This window comes from Pseudomonas sp. SG-MS2 (genome assembly GCF_009933855.1).
Lineage (GTDB): Bacteria > Pseudomonadota > Gammaproteobacteria > Pseudomonadales > Pseudomonadaceae > Aquipseudomonas > Aquipseudomonas putida_E.
The window spans coordinates 1-18,992 of record NZ_MOMO01000091.1; the positions used below are offsets into that span (position 1 = coordinate 1).

Annotated in this window: 21 protein-coding genes and 1 pseudogene; 10 read left to right on the forward strand and 12 right to left on the reverse strand. The window is 62.9% G+C overall.

Annotated features, from left to right (window positions below; translation table 11 throughout):
• From BLX42_RS07455 to BLX42_RS07470, 4 genes are all read right to left on the reverse strand, one after another.
• The coding region (locus BLX42_RS07455; protein WP_168216550.1) for a DUF2589 domain-containing protein at nt 1-398 on the reverse strand (398 nt) is incomplete at its 3' end.
• A gap of 73 nt (nt 399-471) precedes the next feature.
• Nucleotides 472-1,128: a DUF2589 domain-containing protein gene (locus BLX42_RS07460; protein WP_161871475.1), complete on the reverse strand. Its 657-nt coding sequence runs from the start codon at nt 1,126-1,128 to the stop codon at nt 472-474.
• Nucleotides 1,129-1,193: 65 nt separating this feature from the next.
• Complete coding sequence (locus BLX42_RS07465; RefSeq protein WP_039602338.1) at nt 1,194-1,574, reverse strand: transcriptional regulator; 381 nt, start codon at nt 1,572-1,574, stop codon at nt 1,194-1,196.
• 275 nt (nt 1,575-1,849) lie between these two features.
• A complete protein-coding gene (locus BLX42_RS07470) occupies nt 1,850-2,308 on the reverse strand; it encodes a hypothetical protein (protein WP_046785436.1) in 459 nt (152 codons plus the stop codon).
• A 151-nt stretch (nt 2,309-2,459) separates the two neighbouring features.
• Here BLX42_RS07470 and BLX42_RS07475 point away from each other — a divergent pair, with 151 nt between their 5' ends.
• Nucleotides 2,460-2,648, forward strand: coding sequence for a hypothetical protein (locus BLX42_RS07475; RefSeq protein WP_012314261.1), 189 nt, complete (start codon nt 2,460-2,462; stop codon nt 2,646-2,648).
• Nucleotides 2,649-2,684: 36 nt separating this feature from the next.
• Here the strand turns inward: BLX42_RS07475 and BLX42_RS07480 are convergent, their stop codons facing one another.
• On the reverse strand, nt 2,685-3,059 hold the full coding sequence (locus BLX42_RS07480) for a fe2+ zn2+ uptake regulation protein (protein ID WP_115275028.1): 375 nt from the start codon (nt 3,057-3,059) through the stop codon (nt 2,685-2,687).
• Between the two features lie 222 nt (nt 3,060-3,281).
• On the opposite strand from BLX42_RS07480, the gene BLX42_RS07485 reads away from it, so the two are divergent.
• Nucleotides 3,282-5,573: an acylase gene (locus BLX42_RS07485; protein ID WP_161871481.1), complete on the forward strand. Its 2,292-nt coding sequence runs from the start codon at nt 3,282-3,284 to the stop codon at nt 5,571-5,573.
• A 118-nt stretch (nt 5,574-5,691) separates the two neighbouring features.
• Here the strand turns inward: BLX42_RS07485 and BLX42_RS07490 are convergent, their stop codons facing one another.
• Nucleotides 5,692-6,414, reverse strand: a complete 723-nt coding sequence (locus tag BLX42_RS07490) for a UDP-2,3-diacylglucosamine diphosphatase (RefSeq protein ID WP_046785432.1) — start codon at nt 6,412-6,414, stop codon at nt 5,692-5,694.
• The gene (locus tag BLX42_RS07495; protein WP_039603152.1) at nt 6,411-6,911 is read right to left on the reverse strand and encodes a peptidylprolyl isomerase; all 501 of its coding nucleotides are present in this window, start codon (nt 6,909-6,911) and stop codon (nt 6,411-6,413) included. The genes BLX42_RS07490 and BLX42_RS07495 overlap by 4 nt, the downstream gene beginning before the upstream one ends.
• Nucleotides 6,912-7,159: 248 nt before the next feature.
• Between BLX42_RS07495 and BLX42_RS07500 the strand changes: the two genes are divergently transcribed.
• A complete protein-coding gene (locus BLX42_RS07500; protein ID WP_125923037.1) occupies nt 7,160-8,863 on the forward strand; it encodes a glutamine--tRNA ligase/YqeY domain fusion protein in 1,704 nt (567 codons plus the stop codon).
• A 9-nt stretch (nt 8,864-8,872) separates the two neighbouring features.
• Nucleotides 8,873-10,255, forward strand: a complete 1,383-nt coding sequence (cysS, locus tag BLX42_RS07505) for a cysteine--tRNA ligase (protein WP_161871476.1) — start codon at nt 8,873-8,875, stop codon at nt 10,253-10,255.
• Between the two features lie 366 nt (nt 10,256-10,621).
• On the opposite strand, the gene BLX42_RS07510 is transcribed toward cysS, so the two are convergent.
• From BLX42_RS07510 to BLX42_RS07530, 5 genes are all read right to left on the reverse strand, one after another.
• Entirely contained in the window at nt 10,622-12,013 is a 1,392-nt protein-coding gene (locus BLX42_RS07510) for a HAMP domain-containing sensor histidine kinase (protein ID WP_161871477.1), read from the reverse strand.
• Nucleotides 11,991-12,671, reverse strand: a complete 681-nt coding sequence (locus BLX42_RS07515; protein ID WP_046787707.1) for a response regulator transcription factor — start codon at nt 12,669-12,671, stop codon at nt 11,991-11,993. Before BLX42_RS07515 ends, BLX42_RS07510 begins: the two co-directional genes overlap by 23 nt.
• A gap of 237 nt (nt 12,672-12,908) precedes the next feature.
• Entirely contained in the window at nt 12,909-13,928 is a 1,020-nt protein-coding gene (locus BLX42_RS07520; RefSeq protein WP_046787706.1) for a branched-chain amino acid aminotransferase, read from the reverse strand.
• A gap of 193 nt (nt 13,929-14,121) precedes the next feature.
• On the reverse strand, nt 14,122-14,484 hold the full coding sequence (locus BLX42_RS07525) for a hypothetical protein (protein ID WP_046787705.1): 363 nt from the start codon (nt 14,482-14,484) through the stop codon (nt 14,122-14,124).
• Nucleotides 14,481-14,858 carry a glyoxalase superfamily protein gene (locus BLX42_RS07530; protein ID WP_161871478.1) on the reverse strand — a complete coding sequence of 126 codons (378 nt, stop codon included), beginning with the start codon at nt 14,856-14,858 and terminating at the stop codon, nt 14,481-14,483. The genes BLX42_RS07525 and BLX42_RS07530 overlap by 4 nt, the downstream gene beginning before the upstream one ends.
• Before the next feature lie 329 nt (nt 14,859-15,187).
• Here BLX42_RS07530 and BLX42_RS07535 point away from each other — a divergent pair, with 329 nt between their 5' ends.
• The 6 genes and pseudogenes from BLX42_RS07535 to BLX42_RS07560 all read left to right on the forward strand — a co-directional run.
• Complete coding sequence (locus tag BLX42_RS07535; protein ID WP_161871479.1) at nt 15,188-16,021, forward strand: urease accessory protein UreD; 834 nt, start codon at nt 15,188-15,190, stop codon at nt 16,019-16,021.
• Between the two features lie 9 nt (nt 16,022-16,030).
• Nucleotides 16,031-16,333: an urease subunit gamma gene (locus BLX42_RS07540; RefSeq protein WP_046787702.1), complete on the forward strand. Its 303-nt coding sequence runs from the start codon at nt 16,031-16,033 to the stop codon at nt 16,331-16,333.
• Nucleotides 16,334-16,352: 19 nt separating this feature from the next.
• Nucleotides 16,353-16,670: an urease subunit beta gene (locus BLX42_RS07545; RefSeq protein WP_039602758.1), complete on the forward strand. Its 318-nt coding sequence runs from the start codon at nt 16,353-16,355 to the stop codon at nt 16,668-16,670.
• Nucleotides 16,667-18,370 (forward strand): urease subunit alpha, encoded by a 1,704-nt coding sequence (gene ureC / locus BLX42_RS07550; RefSeq protein ID WP_012314277.1) that lies wholly within the window; start codon nt 16,667-16,669, stop codon nt 18,368-18,370. Before BLX42_RS07545 ends, ureC begins: the two co-directional genes overlap by 4 nt.
• Nucleotides 18,371-18,380: 10 nt before the next feature.
• Nucleotides 18,381-18,872, forward strand: coding sequence for an urease accessory protein UreE (gene ureE / locus BLX42_RS07555; protein WP_039602760.1), 492 nt, complete (start codon nt 18,381-18,383; stop codon nt 18,870-18,872).
• Between the two features lie 20 nt (nt 18,873-18,892).
• Nucleotides 18,893-18,992 (forward strand): annotated as a pseudogene (locus BLX42_RS07560) (urease accessory protein UreJ); the annotation flags it as partial.

Genomic DNA, 18,992 nt, shown 5'->3' on the forward strand with positions numbered 1-18,992 from the left:
TCCGGGTCTCGCGTTTCCCCCTGGCGGCCCTGGGCGCCGATCGTGACCTTGAAGGCCGCAGCGCCGCCGGCCTGATCATTCGCCTGCATCGCACGCAGCGCCTCCGTGCCATTGACCCGCACAGAGAGGTCGACCTGCATGCGCTCCAGAGCCAGCCCCTTGGGTGAAACCAGGGCGAACAACGGCACGCGTATCACATGCTTGTCGTCCATGGCGACCTCGACCATCTTGGCTTTCATGGGAGCCCCGAGCGCCTGCGGATCGATGTCGAAAAAGTGATCGAACAGATTGATGTACTGCTGGGCAATCAGGCTATTGGTTGCCGCAGCGGCTTCCTGCAGGCCACGGGTGATATCCCGCAGGTCAATCGCGGTCATGGGGGCAGGGTGGTTGTCCACTCACTTGTCTCCTTGGTACACGGGGAGCCCCGCTGTGTTCAGCGAGGCGGACATTTTGAGACAGGGCGAAGGATCAGGAAGTGGTGGCACCTGCAGAGGCGGTGCTCGCTGTATCGTCCTTCAGCACGTCAGCATCGGAGATCGCATCCGTGCTTATCAGGGTCGAGTTGGGTACCACCGTCGGTTTGGTGGCAGCATCGGTGAGGAAATCGATGACCCTCATCACCGCCTCTGGTGGATCCTGGCGGCGCAAGGTGGTGTTGAATGCATAGCGGGCACGGGTATCGGACTTGCGGGTCTGCGTGGACTTGTGGCTGATACTGCCCTTCATGTCCAGCTTGAAAGGGCCCCAGCCCAGCGAGGCGGCCATGTCACCACCTTTGCTGGACTCACTGAAATCCTCGGCCGCCTGGCTGATGGTCAGTTCGAACTCGACCTTGCCTTCTTCAATGACAATGTTCGGGTGGGTAATGGCCGCCAGCAGCGGGACCTTCATGGACTTGCTGACGACGCCTTTGTATTCGCCCTGTTCGTTGACGATGGTCTCGTCGTAGTCGAACTGGATGGCAACCGCTTTGCCATCCTGTACGCAGACCTGCATGAGGAAGTCCGCATAGGATTTGCTCGCAGTGACCTGAGCCTGAACCATGGCTTGTAGCGGCCCGGCGATCATCCGGTCCATGGGCAAGGCGTTGATGACCGATCCGATAAGGCTGTTGTCTAGGGACATTGCTGGATTCTCTTTCTCTGTTGGATGATGCAAATACGGCCGTCAGTACGGCCGGGTGGGCGTCGTCAGCGCGTGCAAGGCTCCTGGCGACGGATATTGCCGATCTGGCGCAGGCTCAGGCCGTACTTGTCGGCCAGCAGGCTGCGTGACAGCCCTTCAGCGCTTTCTTTCTGGATTTGCAGGTTGCGCAACTGCCGCAGGAAGTGGTCCGGCTTGGGAATTTCCAGTGCCACACCGGCAAAACGCTTGATCAAGGCGTCAAGGGCTTCGCCGGGGAGTACGTCAGCGAGCTTGGTTCGCTCGCGATGCTTGGGGATGTATTTGGGCCTGCCGCCGAAGGCGCAGGTCAGTTGGTAGGCGTTTTCTATGCCGATACATTCGATCAGGGACTGCAGCGAGTGCGGTAGCTGGCTGATATCTATGGCTGTGAGATCTTGCAATTCCATGTGTGGCTCCCTCGAGGTAGATGGGGCGCGATGCTTTGATATGCCGCAATGGCGGGTCGGCGATTACCATCGGCGTTCTGTCGTTGGCATGAGCGGATTGTCAGTGAGTGACGAATACTGTCGCTAGGCGCCAAGTGGTCCAGCTGTTGTAGCCTCGGGGAGCAGGATTTGAAGGCAACGATTTCGCGCGTTGTAGGACATCGCTCTGGCGTTGCCCTACAGCCGTTGATACTCAGGGGGGCACTTTTCCGTGAGGCAACTGGGTGCCAGTACCCTCAACCGCAGGGGTAAACATGCATCAAGCTCACGTTGCGCAGGTAGGCGTGCGGCCAATCGGCCATTGTTTGAGGCAGACTGCGCCAGTCGACCACGAGGCAGAGGGCACTGAGAGATTGCTTATCGTGCCGGCCCAGCACTTTACCGGGGAAGGATCGGCGATAGAGCGCAAGGGTCTTGCCCACTGCTTCGACTTGTCCGGCGTTGGCCAAGGTTTCGTAGGCGAGCCTTGGCAACTGCGGCTGCTCGATTGTGAAATGGGCGTGGCCGGGCCTTGCGAGCAGGTGCCCGGCTGCCCTTGTTCGATGCCATAACTGTTGCCATTGGTTGCTGCCGGCGTAGTCCGCCAGTTCGCGGCCCATTTTGAGCAATTGCTCAGGTGGTATCTGGCGGATATCCAGGGCGTGGGTGGGGAGAGAGGGCAGTAACAACAGAATGAGCAGGGCGGGCTTGAGCATGGAGCCTCCAGCATGGGCGGTAGGAAGGCCAATACTTTCAGGCTTGAGGTGCCACGCTAAGCAGGAAATGCAGCGCCGAAAGCCACGGGCGTTGTATCATTGCCCCGGCTCGTTGCGAGCCATTTGCCCCCGATGTTGCAAGGAACTATCGATGACACACGTGCAGCGCCTCAAATATTCGATTCTTATCATCCTGGTGGTGCTGGGCCTCATGCTGGGCCTGTCACACCTGCAGAAGCAGGGCACCATCAGTGAACAGACTTTCCAGCTGCTGGCCATCGCCATTGCGGTGGTGGTGGTCGTGATCAACGGGATCCTGCGGCGCAAGGTCAAGCCCTGACCCGTACCGGCCGGCCAGGTATGGCCGGCCATGCGCTCAGCGTGCAGAGGGTTGCTCGAGCACGGCGCGCGCTTGCGGGTTGAGGCTGTAGCACTTGTCGTTGCCCAGGTTGATCACGCCCTCTGCGCACAGCCGCTTGAGCACCTCCCGCACACTGAGAAACGACAGCGGAATATCCAGTTGTTCCAGATGCGCGTGCACACCGCGCACGCCAATGCTGCGGCCGGAACGGCCGGCGCTGTGCAGGGCATCGATCACTTTGAGACGAATCAGGCTGGTACGCAGCCCATAGGTGCGCAGCAACTCGCGGATCTGTTCGTTGCCGACACGCTCTTCCCCGCAGGCGTCCTGTCCATTGGCCGCTTTGGCCGGGGTTCGCCCGGTCTGAAGTGAGGATTGCGGGTTGTACATGTGAATGCTCCTTTTCGTGGACTTTCCCGAAATATGGGTGCCTCACTTACTAGGACGAATGAGAACGGAGAATCTGCAGCCTTTGCGCAAAAAAAGATTCTCTGCCGGTCTCATGAAGACGAATCTGTTTCTGCTTGTGCGTAAAATTTTCATGTGGGCGTTCGTCTGATTGGGAATGATCCCAGAAGCCGAGGAGTGCCCGTGCTCTCAATTTCACGTCCCATGACCTGCGCTGGCCTTGCGGCCGCGCTGGTTGTCTCCAGCATGGCTGCGCAGGGGTTGGAACCCAAGTCTGATGCCACTGCGCAAATTCGCCGTACCAGTTTCGGCGTGCCGCATATCGTTGCCAAGGATGAGCGCGGCCTGGGTTACGGCATCGGTTATGCCTATGGCCAAGACAATCTGTGCCTGCTGGCCAATGAAGTGCTGACGGTCAACGGTGAACGTTCGCGCTTTTTTGGCGCGCAGGGCAAAACCCTCGAGCAGCGCGATAACCTGACCAGCGACCTGTTCTTCACCTGGTTCAATACGCCGACTGCGGTCAACAGCTTCCTGCAGGCCCAACCTGCTCAGGTGCGTGATTTGCTGGAGGGCTATGCCAGTGGTTTCAACCGCGCCTTGGCCGAGCGTCGTAGCCAAGGGCTGCCGGCAGAGTGCGGGGATGGTCAGTGGTTGCGGCCGATCACCAGCCTGGACCTGGTCAAGCTGACCCGCCGTCTGCTGGCTGAGGGTGGGTTGGGCCAGTTCGCCGAAGCGCTGGCGGCTGCCCGGCCGCCGCAGTTGGCGAGCCAGCAGGCAGCGCCCACGTTTGGCGAGGCACTTGCCCAGCAGCAGCGCTTCGCTTCGGAGCGCGGCAGCAACGCCGTTGCAGTGGGTGCGGAGCGTTCGGCCAACGGCCGCGGGCTGTTGCTGGCCAACCCGCATTTCCCCTGGATGGGCGGGATGCGCTTCTACCAGATGCAACTGACCATCCCTGGCCGACTGGACGTCATGGGCGCCGCACTGCCTGGCTTGCCGGTAGTGAACATCGGTTTCAACCGTCACCTGGCCTGGACCCACACGGTCGATACGTCCAAACACTTCACCCTCTATCGACTGCAACTGGACCCCAAGGATCCGACCCGCTACCTGCTCGATGGCAAGTCCCTGCCGCTGACGCGCCAGGCTGTGAGCATCACGGTCAAGGCTGAGGATGGCACGCTGAGCCAGGTGCAGCGCCAGGTCTACAGTTCGAGCTTCGGGCCGGTGGTGCAGTGGCCAGGGCGCCTGGACTGGGACAGCAAAGCGGCCCACAGCCTGCGCGACGCCAATCTGGAAAATACCCGCGTGCTGCAGCAGTGGTATCGCATCAACCGGGCCGATAGCCTGGCGGCACTGAAGGGCTCGGTCGAGCAGTTGCAGGGCATCCCCTGGGTCAATACCTTGGCCGTCGATGCCGGTGGCCAAGCGTTGTACCTTAACCAGTCGGTGGTGCCTTATGTGGACCAGCAGTTGCTGAGCCAGTGCAGCAACCCGGCGGCGCAAGGGCCGCTGGTGGTGCTCGACGGTTCGCGCAGCGCCTGCCAGTGGAAGGTCGATGCACAGGCAGCGCAGCCTGGCATCTTCCCGGCGCATCTGTTGCCCAGCCTTGCGCGCAACGATTTTGTGCAAAGCTCCAACGATCCGGCATGGATGACCAACCCCGCCCAGCCGTTGACGGGGTACTCGCCGCTGATCAGCCGCAGCGACCAGCCCTTGGGCATGCGCGGGCGCTTCGCGCTGGAGCGCCTGCAAGGCAAGGCCAAGCTGGGTGTGGAGGACCTGCAGCGGATGGTGATGGATGATGAGGTCTACCTGGCCAGCCTGGTGCTTCCAGACTTGTTGCAATGGTGCAAAGGCGCTGAGGCCGATTTGCAGGCGCTATGTGCGAGCCTGGCGAGCTGGGATGGCAAGGCTGACCTGAACAGTGGCATTGGCCTGGTGCACTTCCAGAACATCGTCGACGCCTTGGCCAGGTATCCGCAAAGCTGGCGTGTGGCCTTCGACCCGGCAGACCCACAACACACGCCGCGTGGGTTGGCAGTGGAGCAGGCGGCGGTGCGCAAGTTGCTGCGCGAAGCGGCGCTGGCCTCACTGCAGCAGGTAGCCAAAGCCGGCGTTGCTGAAGACAGCCGTTGGGGGCAGATCCAGCAGGCGGCCGATGGCACACCGGTGCCGGGCGGCCCGCAGGGCTTGGGGGTGTATAACGCGATCTACAGCGTCCCGCATGGGCCGGGCAAGCGGCTGGTGGTCAGTGGCACCAGTTACTTGCAACTGGTCAGCTTCACCGATAAGGGGCCCCAGGCGCGCGGGTTGTTGGCCTTCTCGCAGTCCAGCGAAGCCGCATCGGCGCATGCGAGCGACCAGACCAAAGCGTTCTCGGCCAAGCAGTTGGCGCCCATCCCGTTCACCGAGGCGCAAATCAAGGCTGACCCCGAGTATCGGCAGTATGTGGTCAGTGAGCGGGACAAGGGGGCAGTGGCGAGCCAGCCTTAAGTTACAAACCTGTACCGGCCTCATCGCCGGCAAACCGGCCCACAGGTATCAAGGATAGTGGCGTACCTGTAGGCGCCGGCTTGCCGGCGATGAGGCCGGTACGGCGAAGCTACCAGTTTCAGGAAAACTCGAACGGCTCCAGCTGAAAGCCCTGCGCATCCACCTGCAGGGTCCAGCCGCGACGGTCCCAATCGCCCAGCACGATGCGCCGCGCAGGCTCCCCGTTCACCACCAGCTTGTGGATCGCCGGCCGGTGAGTGTGGCCATGCACCAGCGTTTTCACGCCATGTGCCGCCATCACCGCTGGCACTTCTTCTGGTGTGACATCGACAATTTCGGTGGCCTTCATGCGCGTCTGTGCACGGCTTTCGTTACGCAGCTTGCGCGCCAGCTTTTGCCGGGTGGCAAGCGGCAAGTGCCGCAGAATCCACAGGCTCAACGGGTTGCGCAGATAACGGCGCATTTTCATGTAACCGATGTCGCGGGTGCACAGGGTGTCGCCATGCATCAGCAAAACCTGCTCGCCGCCCAGGCTGATCACGCAGGGGTCGGCCAGCAGGGTGCAGCCGGCGGCCTTGCAGAAAGCCTCGCCAATCAGGAAGTCACGGTTGCCGTGCATCAGGTACACGGCGGTGCCGCTGTCGCTCAGCTGGCGCACGGCCTGGCAGATCGACTGCTGGAACGGCGTCATGGCATCGTCGCCGATCCAGGCTTCGAAGAAGTCGCCGAGGATGTACAGCGCCTTGGCATGGCGTGCGCGGCCGTCGAGCAGATCAAGAAACGCCCGGGTAATGTCCGGGCGTTCTTCTTGCAGGTGCAGATCAGAGATCAGCAGTATCACTCAACGATCTCGGCTTTCTCGATGATCACGTCGTCTTTTGGTACGTCCTGGTGGCCAGCCTTGGAACCGGTGGCGACCTTTTCGATGGCGTCGACGATTTCACGGCCTTCGGTCACTTCGCCGAATACCGCGTAGCCCCAGCCCTGGGTGTTCTTGCCGCTGTGGTTGAGGAAGTCGTTGTCGGAGGCGTTGATGAAGAACTGGGCCGAGGCGGAGTGCGGCTCCATGGTGCGGGCCATGGCGATGCTGTACTTGGTGTTCTTCAGGCCGTTGTCAGCTTCGTTCTGGATGCTGGCGCGGGTTTTCTTCTGGCTCATGCCCGGCTCGAAGCCGCCGCCCTGGATCATGAAACCCTTGATCACACGGTGGAACACGGTGCCATCGTAGTGACCGTCCTTGACGTACTGAACGAAGTTTTCCGTGGTGAGCGGCGCTTTCTCGGCGTCCAGTTGCAGGACGATAACGCCGTGGTTGGTGGTCAGTTTGACTTTGGACATGCTGGAATTCGCTCTTTCAAGGCATTCGGGAATTAGGGTGCGCAGTGCGCCTGTAGTCACCTGACGCAGGATCGGGCGACCGCGACACATGGCGCGCACTGGCCATTTTGCCAGGCCGCGACAAAAAGCTGCGATAAATCACGGCAGTTTGTCCGAGCCCGGCTGTCAGCAGCTTGACTGCTTCGGCTATGATAGGCCCTTTGATTCAATCGGCCTACCCAGGCCGGACACGTGCATTCAAGGATCCTATGAGCAAGCCCACTGCCGACAACGCGCCCAACGCCGCTGCCAAAGGCGCCCCCGCCGTCCCTGCGAACTTCCTGCGGCCGATCATCCAGGCCGACCTGGACTCGGGCAAGCACAGCAGCATCGTCACTCGTTTTCCGCCGGAGCCCAATGGCTACCTGCACATCGGCCATGCCAAGTCGATCTGCGTCAACTTCGGCCTGGCCAAGGAGTTCGGCGGCGTCTGTCACCTGCGCTTCGACGACACCAACCCGGCCAAGGAAGACCAGGAGTACATCGATGCCATTCAGCGCGACGTCAAATGGCTGGGCTTCGACTGGGCCGGCGACGTGCGTTATGCCTCGAACTACTTTGACCAGCTGCACGACTGGGCCGTTGAACTGATCAAGCGTGGCAAGGCCTATGTCTGTGACCTGACCCCTGATCAGGCCAAGGCCTACCGTGGCAGCCTGACCGAGCCAGGCCAGAACAGCCCGTTCCGTGAGCGCAGCGTCGAAGAGAACCTCGACCTGTTCGCGCGCATGAAGGCCGGCGAGTTCAAGGATGGCGAGCGCGTGCTGCGCGCCAAGATCGACATGGCCTCGCCGAACATGAACCTGCGCGACCCGATCCTGTACCGCATCCGTCATGCCCACCACCACCAGACCGGTGACAAGTGGTGCATCTACCCCAACTACGACTTCACCCATGGTCAGTCCGATGCCATCGAAGGCATCACCCACTCGATCTGCACCCTGGAGTTCGAAGGCCATCGGCCGCTGTACGACTGGTTCCTGGACAACCTGCCGGTACCGGCGCATCCGCGTCAGTACGAGTTCAGCCGCCTGAACCTGAACTACACCATCACCTCCAAGCGCAAGCTCAAGCAGTTGGTCGACGAGAAGCACGTCAGCGCCTGGGACGACCCGCGTATGTCGACCCTGTCGGGCTTCCGTCGTCGCGGTTACACCCCGGCCTCGATCCGCAACTTCTGCGAGATGGTCGGTACCAACCGCTCCGACGGTGTTGTCGACATGTCGATGCTCGAATTCAGTATCCGTGACGACCTCGACCGCACCGCGCCGCGCGCCATGTGCGTACTGCGCCCGCTGAAAGTGGTCATCACCAACTACCCTGAAGGCCAGGTCGAGCAGCTTGAACTGCCGCGCCATCCCAAAGAAGACATGGGCGTACGCGTACTGCCCTTCGCCCGCGAACTGTACATCGACCGCGACGACTTCATGGAAGAACCGCCAAAGGGCTACAAGCGCCTGGAACCGGCCGGTGAAGTGCGCCTGCGCGGCAGCTACGTGATCCGCGCCGACGAAGCGGTCAAGGACGCCGAGGGCAACATCGTCGAGCTGCGCTGCTCCTACGACCCGGACACACTGGGCAAGAACCCCGAGGGCCGCAAGGTCAAGGGCGTGATCCACTGGGTGCCGGCAGACGCCAGTGTCGAGTGCGAAGTGCGCCTGTACGACCGCCTGTTCCGCTCGCCGAACCCGGAAAAGGCCGAGGAGGGCGCCAGCTTCCTCGACAACATCAACCCGGACTCGCTGCAAGTGCTGACCGGCTGCCGTGCCGAGCCGTCGCTGGGCCAGGCGCAGCCTGAAGACCGCTTCCAGTTCGAGCGCGAAGGCTACTTCTGCGCCGACCTCAAGGACAGCCAGCCGGGCCGCCCGGTGTTCAACCGCACCGTCACCCTGCGTGACTCCTGGGGCAGCTAAGGAACCACCGTGCTTACCATTTACAACACGCTGAGCAAAACCAAGGAAGTCTTCAAGCCGCTCGATGGCAACAAGGTGCGCATGTATGTGTGCGGCATGACCGTGTACGACTACTGCCACCTTGGCCATGGCCGCAGCATGGTGGCCTTCGACCTGGTCACGCGCTGGCTGCGCAAGAGCGGCTATGAGCTGACCTACGTGCGCAACATCACCGACATCGACGACAAGATCATCAATCGGGCCAACGAGAACGGCGAAACGTTCGACGCGCTGACGGCCCGCATGATCGATGCGATGCATGAGGACGAACGGCGCCTGAACATCCTCAAGCCGGACCAGGAACCGCGTGCCACCGACCATATCGCCGGCATGCACGCGATGATCCAGACCCTGATCGACAAGGGCTACGCCTACGCGCCGGGCAATGGCGACGTGTACTACCGGGTCGGCAAGTTCGTCGGCTATGGCAAGCTGTCGCGCAAGAAGATCGAGGACCTGCGCATCGGTGCCCGCATCGAGGTCGACGAGGCCAAGCAGGACCCGCTCGACTTCGTGCTGTGGAAGGGCGTCAAGCCGGGCGAACCGTACTGGGATTCGCCCTGGGGCCCTGGCCGTCCGGGCTGGCACATCGAGTGCTCGGTGATGTCCACCTGCTGCCTGGGCGAGAGCTTCGACATCCACGGTGGCGGCAGCGACCTGGAGTTCCCGCACCACGAGAACGAAATCGCCCAGAGTGAAGCGGCGACCGGCAAGCAGTACGCCAACGCCTGGATGCACTGCGGCATGATCCGCATCAATGGCGAGAAGATGTCCAAGTCATTGAACAACTTCTTCACTATCCGTGACGTGCTTGACGTGTATCACCCGGAGGTGGTGCGCTACCTGCTGGTGGCCAGCCACTACCGCAGTGCCATCAACTACTCCGAAGACAGCCTGCGTGATGTCAAGGGCGCCCTGGAGCGCTTCTATCACGCGCTGCGTGGCTTGCCACGTGTGGCGGCCAAGGGTGGTGAGGCATTCGTCGAGCGCTTCAGCGTGGCGATGAACGACGACTTCGGCACCCCCGAAGCCTGCGCTGTGCTGTTCGACCTGGTGCGCGAAATCAACCGCCTGCGCGACAGCGACCCGGATGCGGCTGCCGGCCTGGCCGGTCGCCTGCGTGAGCTGGGTGATGTGCTGGGTGTACTGCAGCTGGAGGCCGATGACTTCCTGCGTGCGGGGGCTGAGGGCAAGGTCGATGCGGCTGAAGTGGAAGCGCTGATCCAGGCGCGCCTGCAGGCGCGTGCCGACAAGAACTGGGCAGAATCCGACCGTATCCGCGACCAGCTGACCGCCATGGGTGTGGTGCTGGAGGACAGCAAGGGCGCGACTACCTGGCGTCTGGCTGACTGATGATGTGAAGGGGCCGCTTTGCGGCCCCATCGCCGGCAAGCCGGCTCCCACAGGTATTGCGCAGGGCTTGAAGGTTGCGCGGTCGTGAGAGCCGGCAAGCCGGCGACAGGTATTGCACAGGGCTTGAAGGTTGCGCGGTCGTGGTGAGAGCCGGCAAGCCGGCGACAGGTATTACGCAGGGCTTGAAGGTTGCGCGGTCGTAGTGAGAGCCGGCAAGCCGGCGACAGGTATTGCGCAGGGCTTGAAGGTTGCACTGTCGTGGTGGGAGCCGGCTTGCCGGCGACAGGTATTGCGCAGGGCTTGAAGGTTGTGCTGTCGTGGTGGGAGCCGGCTTGCCGGCGATGGGCTGCATAGCAGCCCCCGCTTTTACCTGGGCAACCCCGCCAACGCGCAATGCAACACCAGCTTAGCCCCACCCAGCTCACTGTCACCCACCTCCAGCCCAAACCCATGCAGGTCGACGATCGCCGCAACGATCGACAAACCCAGCCCGAACCCCGGGTGGCGGTGGCCTTCCTCGCTGCGATAAAAGCGCTTCAGCACGGCAGTGCGCTCTTCTTCCGCAATCCCAGGCCCACTGTCCTCGATAGCGATATGTACGCCTGCTTCGTCCTGCGTAGCCGTAATGGCCACCTGGCCACCTTCTGGCGTGAACTTGATGGCATTGCCCACCAGGTTGGCCAGCGCTTCGAACAGCAATTCACGGTCCCCATGCAGCGCCGGCAAGTGCTCAGGCTGTTGCAGGTGCAGGCGGATACCGCCATCTTCGGCCAGGGGCAGGTAGAAATCGTGCAACTCCACCAGAAGCTCACGCGGGTCCAGCTGAACGAAGCCGGCGCGGCGCTGGCGATCTTCCAGTTCACTGATGCGCAACAGGCCGCGAAAACGTGCCATCAGGGTATCGGTTTCGCCGATGGCCTGGTCCAGTGCCTCGGCTTGTGCCGAGTCCAGCCCGGTCTGCTGGCGGATGCGGTACAGCTGCGCACGCAGGCGGGTGAGTGGTGTGCGCAGGTCGTGGGCAATGTTGTCGCACACGCCCTTGACCTCATGCATCAGCCGTTCTATCCGGTCAAGCATGGCGTTGACGATGGCTGCCAGCATGTCCAGCTCGTCGCGCCGGGCCGACAGCGGCAGGCGGTGGGTGAGGTCGCCGGCGACGATCAGCTCTGCCTGCGCCTGAATGGCCCGAATGCGTTTCAAAGGTCTGCGGCGCAGCAGGTACCAGCCGGCGAAGCCTGGGATCAGGGTCAGCGAGATGCCCCATAGCAAGGCGTGCAGGATGATGCGTGTCACCACGAACAACGAGCCGTTGTCGCGCAGCAGTACCAGCCAGCGGCCGTCCTGAACCTTGATTGCCACCGCGTCGCAGCTGTCACGCGGCATGTGCGGGTCATCGGCGTCCAGGCACCGCTCGAGTTCATGCACCTTGCCGTCCAGGCCGAGTTCCGGCGGAATTGCACGGATACGCCCGCCGATCGGGTTGAGCTGGGCGTCGAACAGGCCGTAGGCATCAAATGCGCGCTCCTCGAACGCCTGGCTGGCGATCAGCGCGTCGTCCAGCTGCTTGCCGCTCATGTGCGCGAACAGGTGCTGGCGCTGCAGCATGGAGTGGCGGGTCAGCTTGTTCAGGTAGCTGGAAACCTCGAAGTACAGCACCCCCATGAGGATGCTGCTCCAGGCCACGAAGAGGAAGCTGTACAGCGCCAGCAGGCGGCTGGTCGAGGAACTCCAGCCCTTAGACGGGTTCAGCAATGGCATAGCCGGAGCCCCGTACGGTACGGATCAGCGGCGACTGCCCGGGGGCATCGATCTTCTTGCGCAGCCGGCCGATATGCACATCGATCAGGTTGGTGCCAGGGTCGAAGTGGTAGCCCCAGACTTCCTCGAAGATCATCATCCGCGTGATCACCTGGCCGCTATGGCGCATCAGGTACTCCAGCAGTTTGTACTCGGTGGGCAGCAGGTTGAGCGTCTGTTCGCCGCGGCGGGCCTCATGGCTGATCAGGTCCAGTTGCAGGTCGGCGACCTGCAGTCGGGTCTGGGTCATCGGCACGCTATTGCGCCGCAACAGCACTTCCACCCGTGCGGCCATCTCGTCGGAGGCGAATGGCTTGGTCAGGTAGTCGTCGCCACCGGCACGCAGGCCTCGCACACGCTCGTCGACGTCGGATAGCGCGCTGATCATCAGGATGGGCGTTGCGATTTTCAGGTTGCGCAGGGTGGTGACGATGGTCAGGCCATCGACCTCAGGCAGCATGCGGTCCAGGGTGATCAGGTCGTAGCCGCCGCCGATGGCCTTGGCCAGGCCTTCACGGCCATTGTCAGCCCAATCCACTTCCAGACCGTGGCTGGTGAGTTCGGCGACGATTTCCTGGCCGGTGACGGCGTCGTCTTCGATGGTCAGTACGCGTGGCATGCTGGTTCCTGGGCGTCTAGTGGAGGCTTGATTGTGCCAAAGAATAGACTGCCGGGAATTTAAGAAAAATTCATCTGGCTGCAGTTCGTTTGCTGCGGGGCAAACTGTCTTGCTCAACGTCTAAAGATGACGCAATCCCTGTGGGCCGGCTTGCCGGCGATGGGGCCGGAACGCTCAGCCAAAAAAAGGGGCATGCCAGCGTCTGGCATGCCCCGTGGTTCAGCGTGGCGCGATGGCTCAGGCGACCTTGACGATCCAGCCCGCCGGCGCTTCGACGTCGCCGCTCTGAATACCGGTCAGCTCGTTGTAGAGCTTCTGGGTGACCGGGCCGACCTTTTCCAGGTCGTGGAACACGTGCAGCTTGCCGTTGTACTCGATGCCACCGATCGGGGTGATCACTGCGGCGGTACCGCATGCACCGGCTTCGATGAAGCGGTCGAGCTTGTTGATTTCGACATCGCCTTCGATCACCTTCAGGCCCAGGCGCGAGGACGCCAGTTCCATCAGCGACAGGCGGGTGATGCCTGGCAGTACCGAGGCCGATTTCGGCGTGATGAATTCGTTGTTGGCGGTGATGCCGAAGAAGTTGGCCGAACCGACTTCCTCGATCTTGGTGTGGGTCAGCGGATCGAGGTAGATGGCGTCGGCAAAGTTGGCCTTCTTGGCTTCAGCGCCTGGCTGCAGGCTTGCCGCATAGTTGCCGCCGACCTTGGCGGCGCCGGTGCCTTGCGGGGCGGCGCGGTCAAAGCTGGAAATCTGGAAGTTGTGCGGTTTCATGCCGCCTTTGAAGTACGAGCCAACCGGGATGGCGAATACCGAGAAGATGAACTCGGGGGCGGTGCGCACGCCGATATTGTCGCCGGTGCCGATCACGAACGGGCGCAGGTACAGGGCACCCTTGCCGTGTGGCGGGACGAACTTCTCGTTGGCCTTGACCACTTGCTTGCAGGCCTCGATGAACACATCGGTCGGCACGTGCGGCATCAGCAGGCGGGCGCAGCTGCGCTGCATGCGGGCGGCGTTCTGGTCAGGGCGGAACAGGTTGATCGAGCCGTCCTTGCAGCGGTAGGCCTTCAGGCCTTCGAAGCATTGCTGGCCATAGTGCAGGGCAGTGGAGCCTTCACTGATGTGCAGCACGTTGTCTTCGGTCAGGGTGCCTTTGTCCCACTCACCATTGCGCCACACGGACAGGTAGCGCTTGTCGGTCTTGATGTAGTCGAAACCCAGCTTGTCCCAGTTAATGCTTTCGTTACTCATGACACCCTCGATTGTCTTGCAAGTGCCCGATCGCTCAGGCTGCTGTTATATGCGCACCTCGCCACGATAATACATCCGCCGCGGATCGGGAACGGCCAGTCACGAATTGGATGGGGCGGGGGCTGGCGATGGGTTCGCTATGCCCTTGAGACCGATCAGGGCAAGCACATGCGCCATGTGCCTCCCTCCAGCGCTACCGCCCGGCACCAAGCCGCCTGTTCCAATCCCCGCCGTGGCTACGCTCACACGCCTCTTCGCTGTCAAAGCGCACATGCCATGCCGGGTGATCCAGCCTTATACCTGCCTCGTCCAGCGCCTGGGCCGTCAGCTTGAGCATGCGTGCCTTCGCATCACCCGCCAGCGCTGCGGCCTTGTCCACCTCGCGCTCGAAGACCCACGTAACGCGCAAGCTGGCAGGGAACTGATCAGGGTCCAGGCGATGTGTCAGCCAACTGAACCCGACGATTTGCGCCTTTGCCGTTTCGCAGGCGTCGGTCAGGCACGCCACCAGTTCCCGCTCAAGGCGCGCCAGCTCGCGTTTGCCCAATGCTTTCATTGCGCGGCCTCGTCATCGATCTGCTGGCAGAAACGCAACAGGTTACCGAACGGGTCGCGTATCTGCATCTGCAGGCCCCAGTCGACGCGCTCGGCCTGTGGGCGGGCGTAACCATACTGTTTGTCGAGCAGTTCACGTTCCAGCGCCAGCAGTTCGTCGGTACGGGCAAACACCGTCGAGCCTGGGCACGCGTCGCCGTGATGCTCGCTCAGGTGCAGGACCAGGCCTTCGCGATGGATTTGCGCATACAAAGGCAGGTCCGGGCTGAAGCGGTGCTCCCAGTCCAGGGTGAAGCCGAGGAAGTCGAGGTAGAACTCCTTGGCCTTTTCGACCGAGAAAATGCGCAGGATGGGGATGGCAGGGGCGAGAGGCATGGCGGTTCCTTGGCCGTGGGCGGTACTTGACTGGATTGCCAGTCTACTGATTGTCACGGCGGACTGTCTTGTTCGCGGCGCAATACCCTGGCTGATTCGAGCACCGAAACAGGGCTGGCGAGTGCCCTCGTGTCGTGCGTCATGACCCGGCATGCCCCACGCCAGAGCCTCGCGCAATATATTTCATGTGGCTTCACCTGCGTAGTTGGCCCGCAAACTGCTATATCCCAGCCAATCGAATTTGATCGAGTGGTCAAGCCTGCAGCACGTCAGTGCGCGGCGGTGATCCTTTTAACGGCCGCCAGGCCGTGGATATCAGGGGCTATAGGATGTTGCTGGCCGAGCGCGTCGAACAATCTGAACAGGATGCAGGCTGGAGTGCCCACCTGCAGTTGCGCTTTGTCGAGTGTGGTGGTGTGACTCGTCTTGGTGCGCGCCGTCATTTCGGCCCGCTTTTGGTGCAGCGGCCGTTCTACCCGGAAGGTGCGCCGTGCCACGTCTATGTGCTGCACCCGCCAGGGGGCATCGTTGCCGGTGACCGCCTGGAACTGGATATTCAGCTAGAGCCTGGCAGCCATGCATTGCTGACCATGCCCGGCGCCAGCAAGTTTTATCGAAGTATCGGCCCAACCGCGTGGCTGACCCAACGTTTCCATCTGCAAGCGGGCAGCACCCTGGAGTGGCTGCCCCAGGACAGCATTTTCTTTTCCGGTGCTCGCGCCAGCCTCGACAGCCGCTTCACCCTTGAGCCCGGTGCCCGCCTGCTGGCTTGGGAAACGCTGTGCCTGGGCCGCCCGGTGATGGGCGAGCGATTCGATCAGGGCGCGCTGGACAGCCGTCTGAGCATCGAGTTGCCCGATGACCCTGGCTTGTCCGAACGCCTGCGCATCACCGGTGGCCAGCTCGACAAGCTCGGCGGCCACCCGTTGCTCGCCACCTTCTGTGCGTCCCCGGCAGACCCATCCGTGCTGGAAAGGGTGCGGCCTCTGCTCGAGGAACTGAAAACGCCCGCCGGCGCCACCTTGCTGGGTTCGCTGCTGGTGATTCGCCTGCTGGACCACGACAACCAACATCTGCAACACACCCTGCAGCGCCTCTGGCACGTGCTGCGGCCGGCCGTTCTCGGCCTGCCGGCGTGCCCGCCGCGCATCTGGGCCACCTGAGAGAGCGCCATGGAGCTGACCCCGAGAGAGAAAGACAAACTGCTGCTGTTCACCGCCGCACTGTTGGCGGAACGGCGCCTGGCCCGTGGCCTGAAGCTCAACTACCCGGAGGCGGTGGCGCTGATCAGTGCCGCCGTGCTCGAAGGCGCCCGTGATGGCCGCACGGTAGCCGAGCTGATGAGCCTGGGCCGCGAAGTGATCGGCCGCGATCAGGTCATGGACGGTGTTCCCGAGATGCTCCATGACGTGCAGGTCGAAGCCACCTTCCCTGACGGTACCAAGCTGGTGACCGTACATGACCCCATCGTCTGACCTGGCCGAGGAGCCCAGCATGATCCCAGGTGAAATCCAGGTCGCCGCCGGCGACATCGAACTCAACGTCGGCCGTGCAACGGTCAGTGTCAAAGTGGCCAATCATGGCGACCGGCCGGTGCAGGTGGGCTCTCATTACCATTTTTACGAGGTCAACGAGGCACTGGTGTTCGACCGCGAGCCTAGCCGCGGCTTTCGCCTCGACATCCCGGCCGGCACTGCCGTGCGCTTCGAGCCGGGCCAGGCGCGTACCGTGCAATTGGTAGCCTACGCCGGCAAGCGCGAGGTGTATGGCTTTCAGGGCAAAGTGATGGGCGCACTGGAGGGCCAGGCATGAGCCGCATTTCGCGTCGGGCCTATGCCGACATGTTCGGCCCTACCGTTGGCGACCGCGTGCGCCTGGCCGACACTGCCCTGTGGGTGGAGGTCGAGAAGGACTTCACGGTTTACGGCGAAGAGGTCAAGTTCGGCGGTGGCAAGGTCATCCGCGACGGCATGGGGCAGGGCCAGATGCTTGCAGCCCAGGCCATGGACCTGGTGCTGACCAACGCCCTGATCATCGACCACTGGGGCATCGTGAAAGCCGATATCGGCGTCAAGCACGGGCGCATCGCTGCCATCGGCAAGGCCGGCAACCCTGACGTGCAACCGGGCGTCACCGTGCCGGTCGGCCCGGGCACCGAAGTGATCGCGGCCGAAGGCAAGATCGTCACCGCCGGGGGCATCGATTCGCACATTCACTTCATCTGCCCGCAACAGGTGGAAGAGGCGCTGACCAGTGGCGTCACCACGTTCATCGGCGGCGGCACCGGGCCGGCCACCGGTACCAACGCCACCACCTGCACCCCGGGGCCCTGGTACCTTGCGCGCATGCTCCAGGCGGCCGACAGCCTGCCGATCAACATCGGCCTGCTGGGCAAGGGCAATGCTTCGCGACCTGAAGCGCTGCGCGAGCAGATCGCTGCAGGCGCGGTGGGCCTGAAGCTGCACGAGGATTGGGGGTCTACCCCGGCAGCCATCGACTGCTGCCTGAGCGTCGCCGAGGAAATGGACATCCAGGTGGCGATCCACACCGATACCCTCAACGAATCCGGTTGCATTGAAGACACCCTGGCCGCCATCGGTGATCGCACCATCCATACCTTCCACACCGAAGGGGCCGGCGGCGGCCATGCACCCGACATCATTCGCGCGGCGGGGCAGGCTAACGTGCTGCCGTCCTCGACCAACCCGACCCTGCCCTATACGGTCAACACCGTCGATGAACACCTCGACATGCTGATGGTCTGCCACCACCTGGACCCGAGCATCGCCGAGGACGTGGCGTTCGCCGAATCGCGCATCCGCCGTGAAACCATCGCCGCCGAGGACATCCTGCACGACATGGGCGCCTTCGCCATGACCTCGTCCGACTCCCAGGCCATGGGCCGCGTCGGCGAGGTGGTGCTGCGCACCTGGCAAGTCGCCCACCAGATGAAAGTGCGCCGCGGCCCGCTGGCGCCGGACAGCAGCTACAGCGACAACTTCCGGGTCAAGCGCTACATCGCCAAATACACCCTCAACCCTGCGCTCACCCATGGTATCGCCCATGAGGTGGGTTCGGTGGAGGTGGGCAAGCTGGCTGACCTGGTGCTGTGGTCGCCGGCTTTCTTCGCGGTCAAGCCGGCGCTGGTCATCAAGGGCGGGATGATCGTCACAGCGCCCATGGGCGACATCAATGGCTCGATTCCGACGCCACAACCAGTGCATTACCGGCCTATGTTCGGCGCGCTCGGTGCGGCCCGCCATGCCACGCGCATGACCTTCCTGCCCCAGGCCGCCATGGACCGTGGCCTGGCCCAGGAACTGGGTTTGCAGAGCCTGATCGGTGTGGCCCACGGCTGCCGCCGGGTGCGCAAGGCCGACATGGTCCACAACACATTGCAACCGGTGATCGAAGTCGATTCGCAGACCTACCAGGTGCGCGCCGACGGCGAACTGCTGGTTTGCGAGCCGGCCAGCGAACTGCCGCTGGCCCAGCGTTATTTCCTGTTCTGAAGGAGCGAAGATGATTGTCCTGAACCGCCGGATCGATGCATCCGACACTATCACCGGCACCGTTACCCTGGACGTCGACAGCCGTATCAAGAGCCGCCTGCGCGTAACCCTCGACGATGGCCGCGAGGCCGGCCTGATGCTCGAACGCGGCCACCTGCTGCGCGGTGGCGAACTGCTGGCCGACGCCGCCGGCAGCCAGGTGGTGCGCGTACTCGCAGCGCCCGAGGCAGTATCGACCGTGCGTTGCAGCGACCCGCACCTGCTGGCGCGTGCCGCGTACCATCTGGGCAACCGCCACGTCCCCCTGCAGATCGAGCCGGGCCTGCTGCGTTACCAGCACGACCACGTACTCGACGACATGCTGCGCGGCCTGGGCCTGACGGTCGAGGCCGAGCAGGCGCCGTTCGAGCCGGAAGCCGGTGCCTACCAGAGCGCACCGCATAGCCACAGCCACAGCCATGCGCATGATCACCCCTTCGTGCGCCTGCCAGCCCACTCCTGAACTGCCCCTTGGAGCCCACAATGAAAAAAACGCTCGCCCTTGCCCTGCTGCTGGTTGCGCTGCCGGCCTTCGCCCACCCGGGCCATGACAGCAACCCGCTGCACGATGGCCTGCTGCATC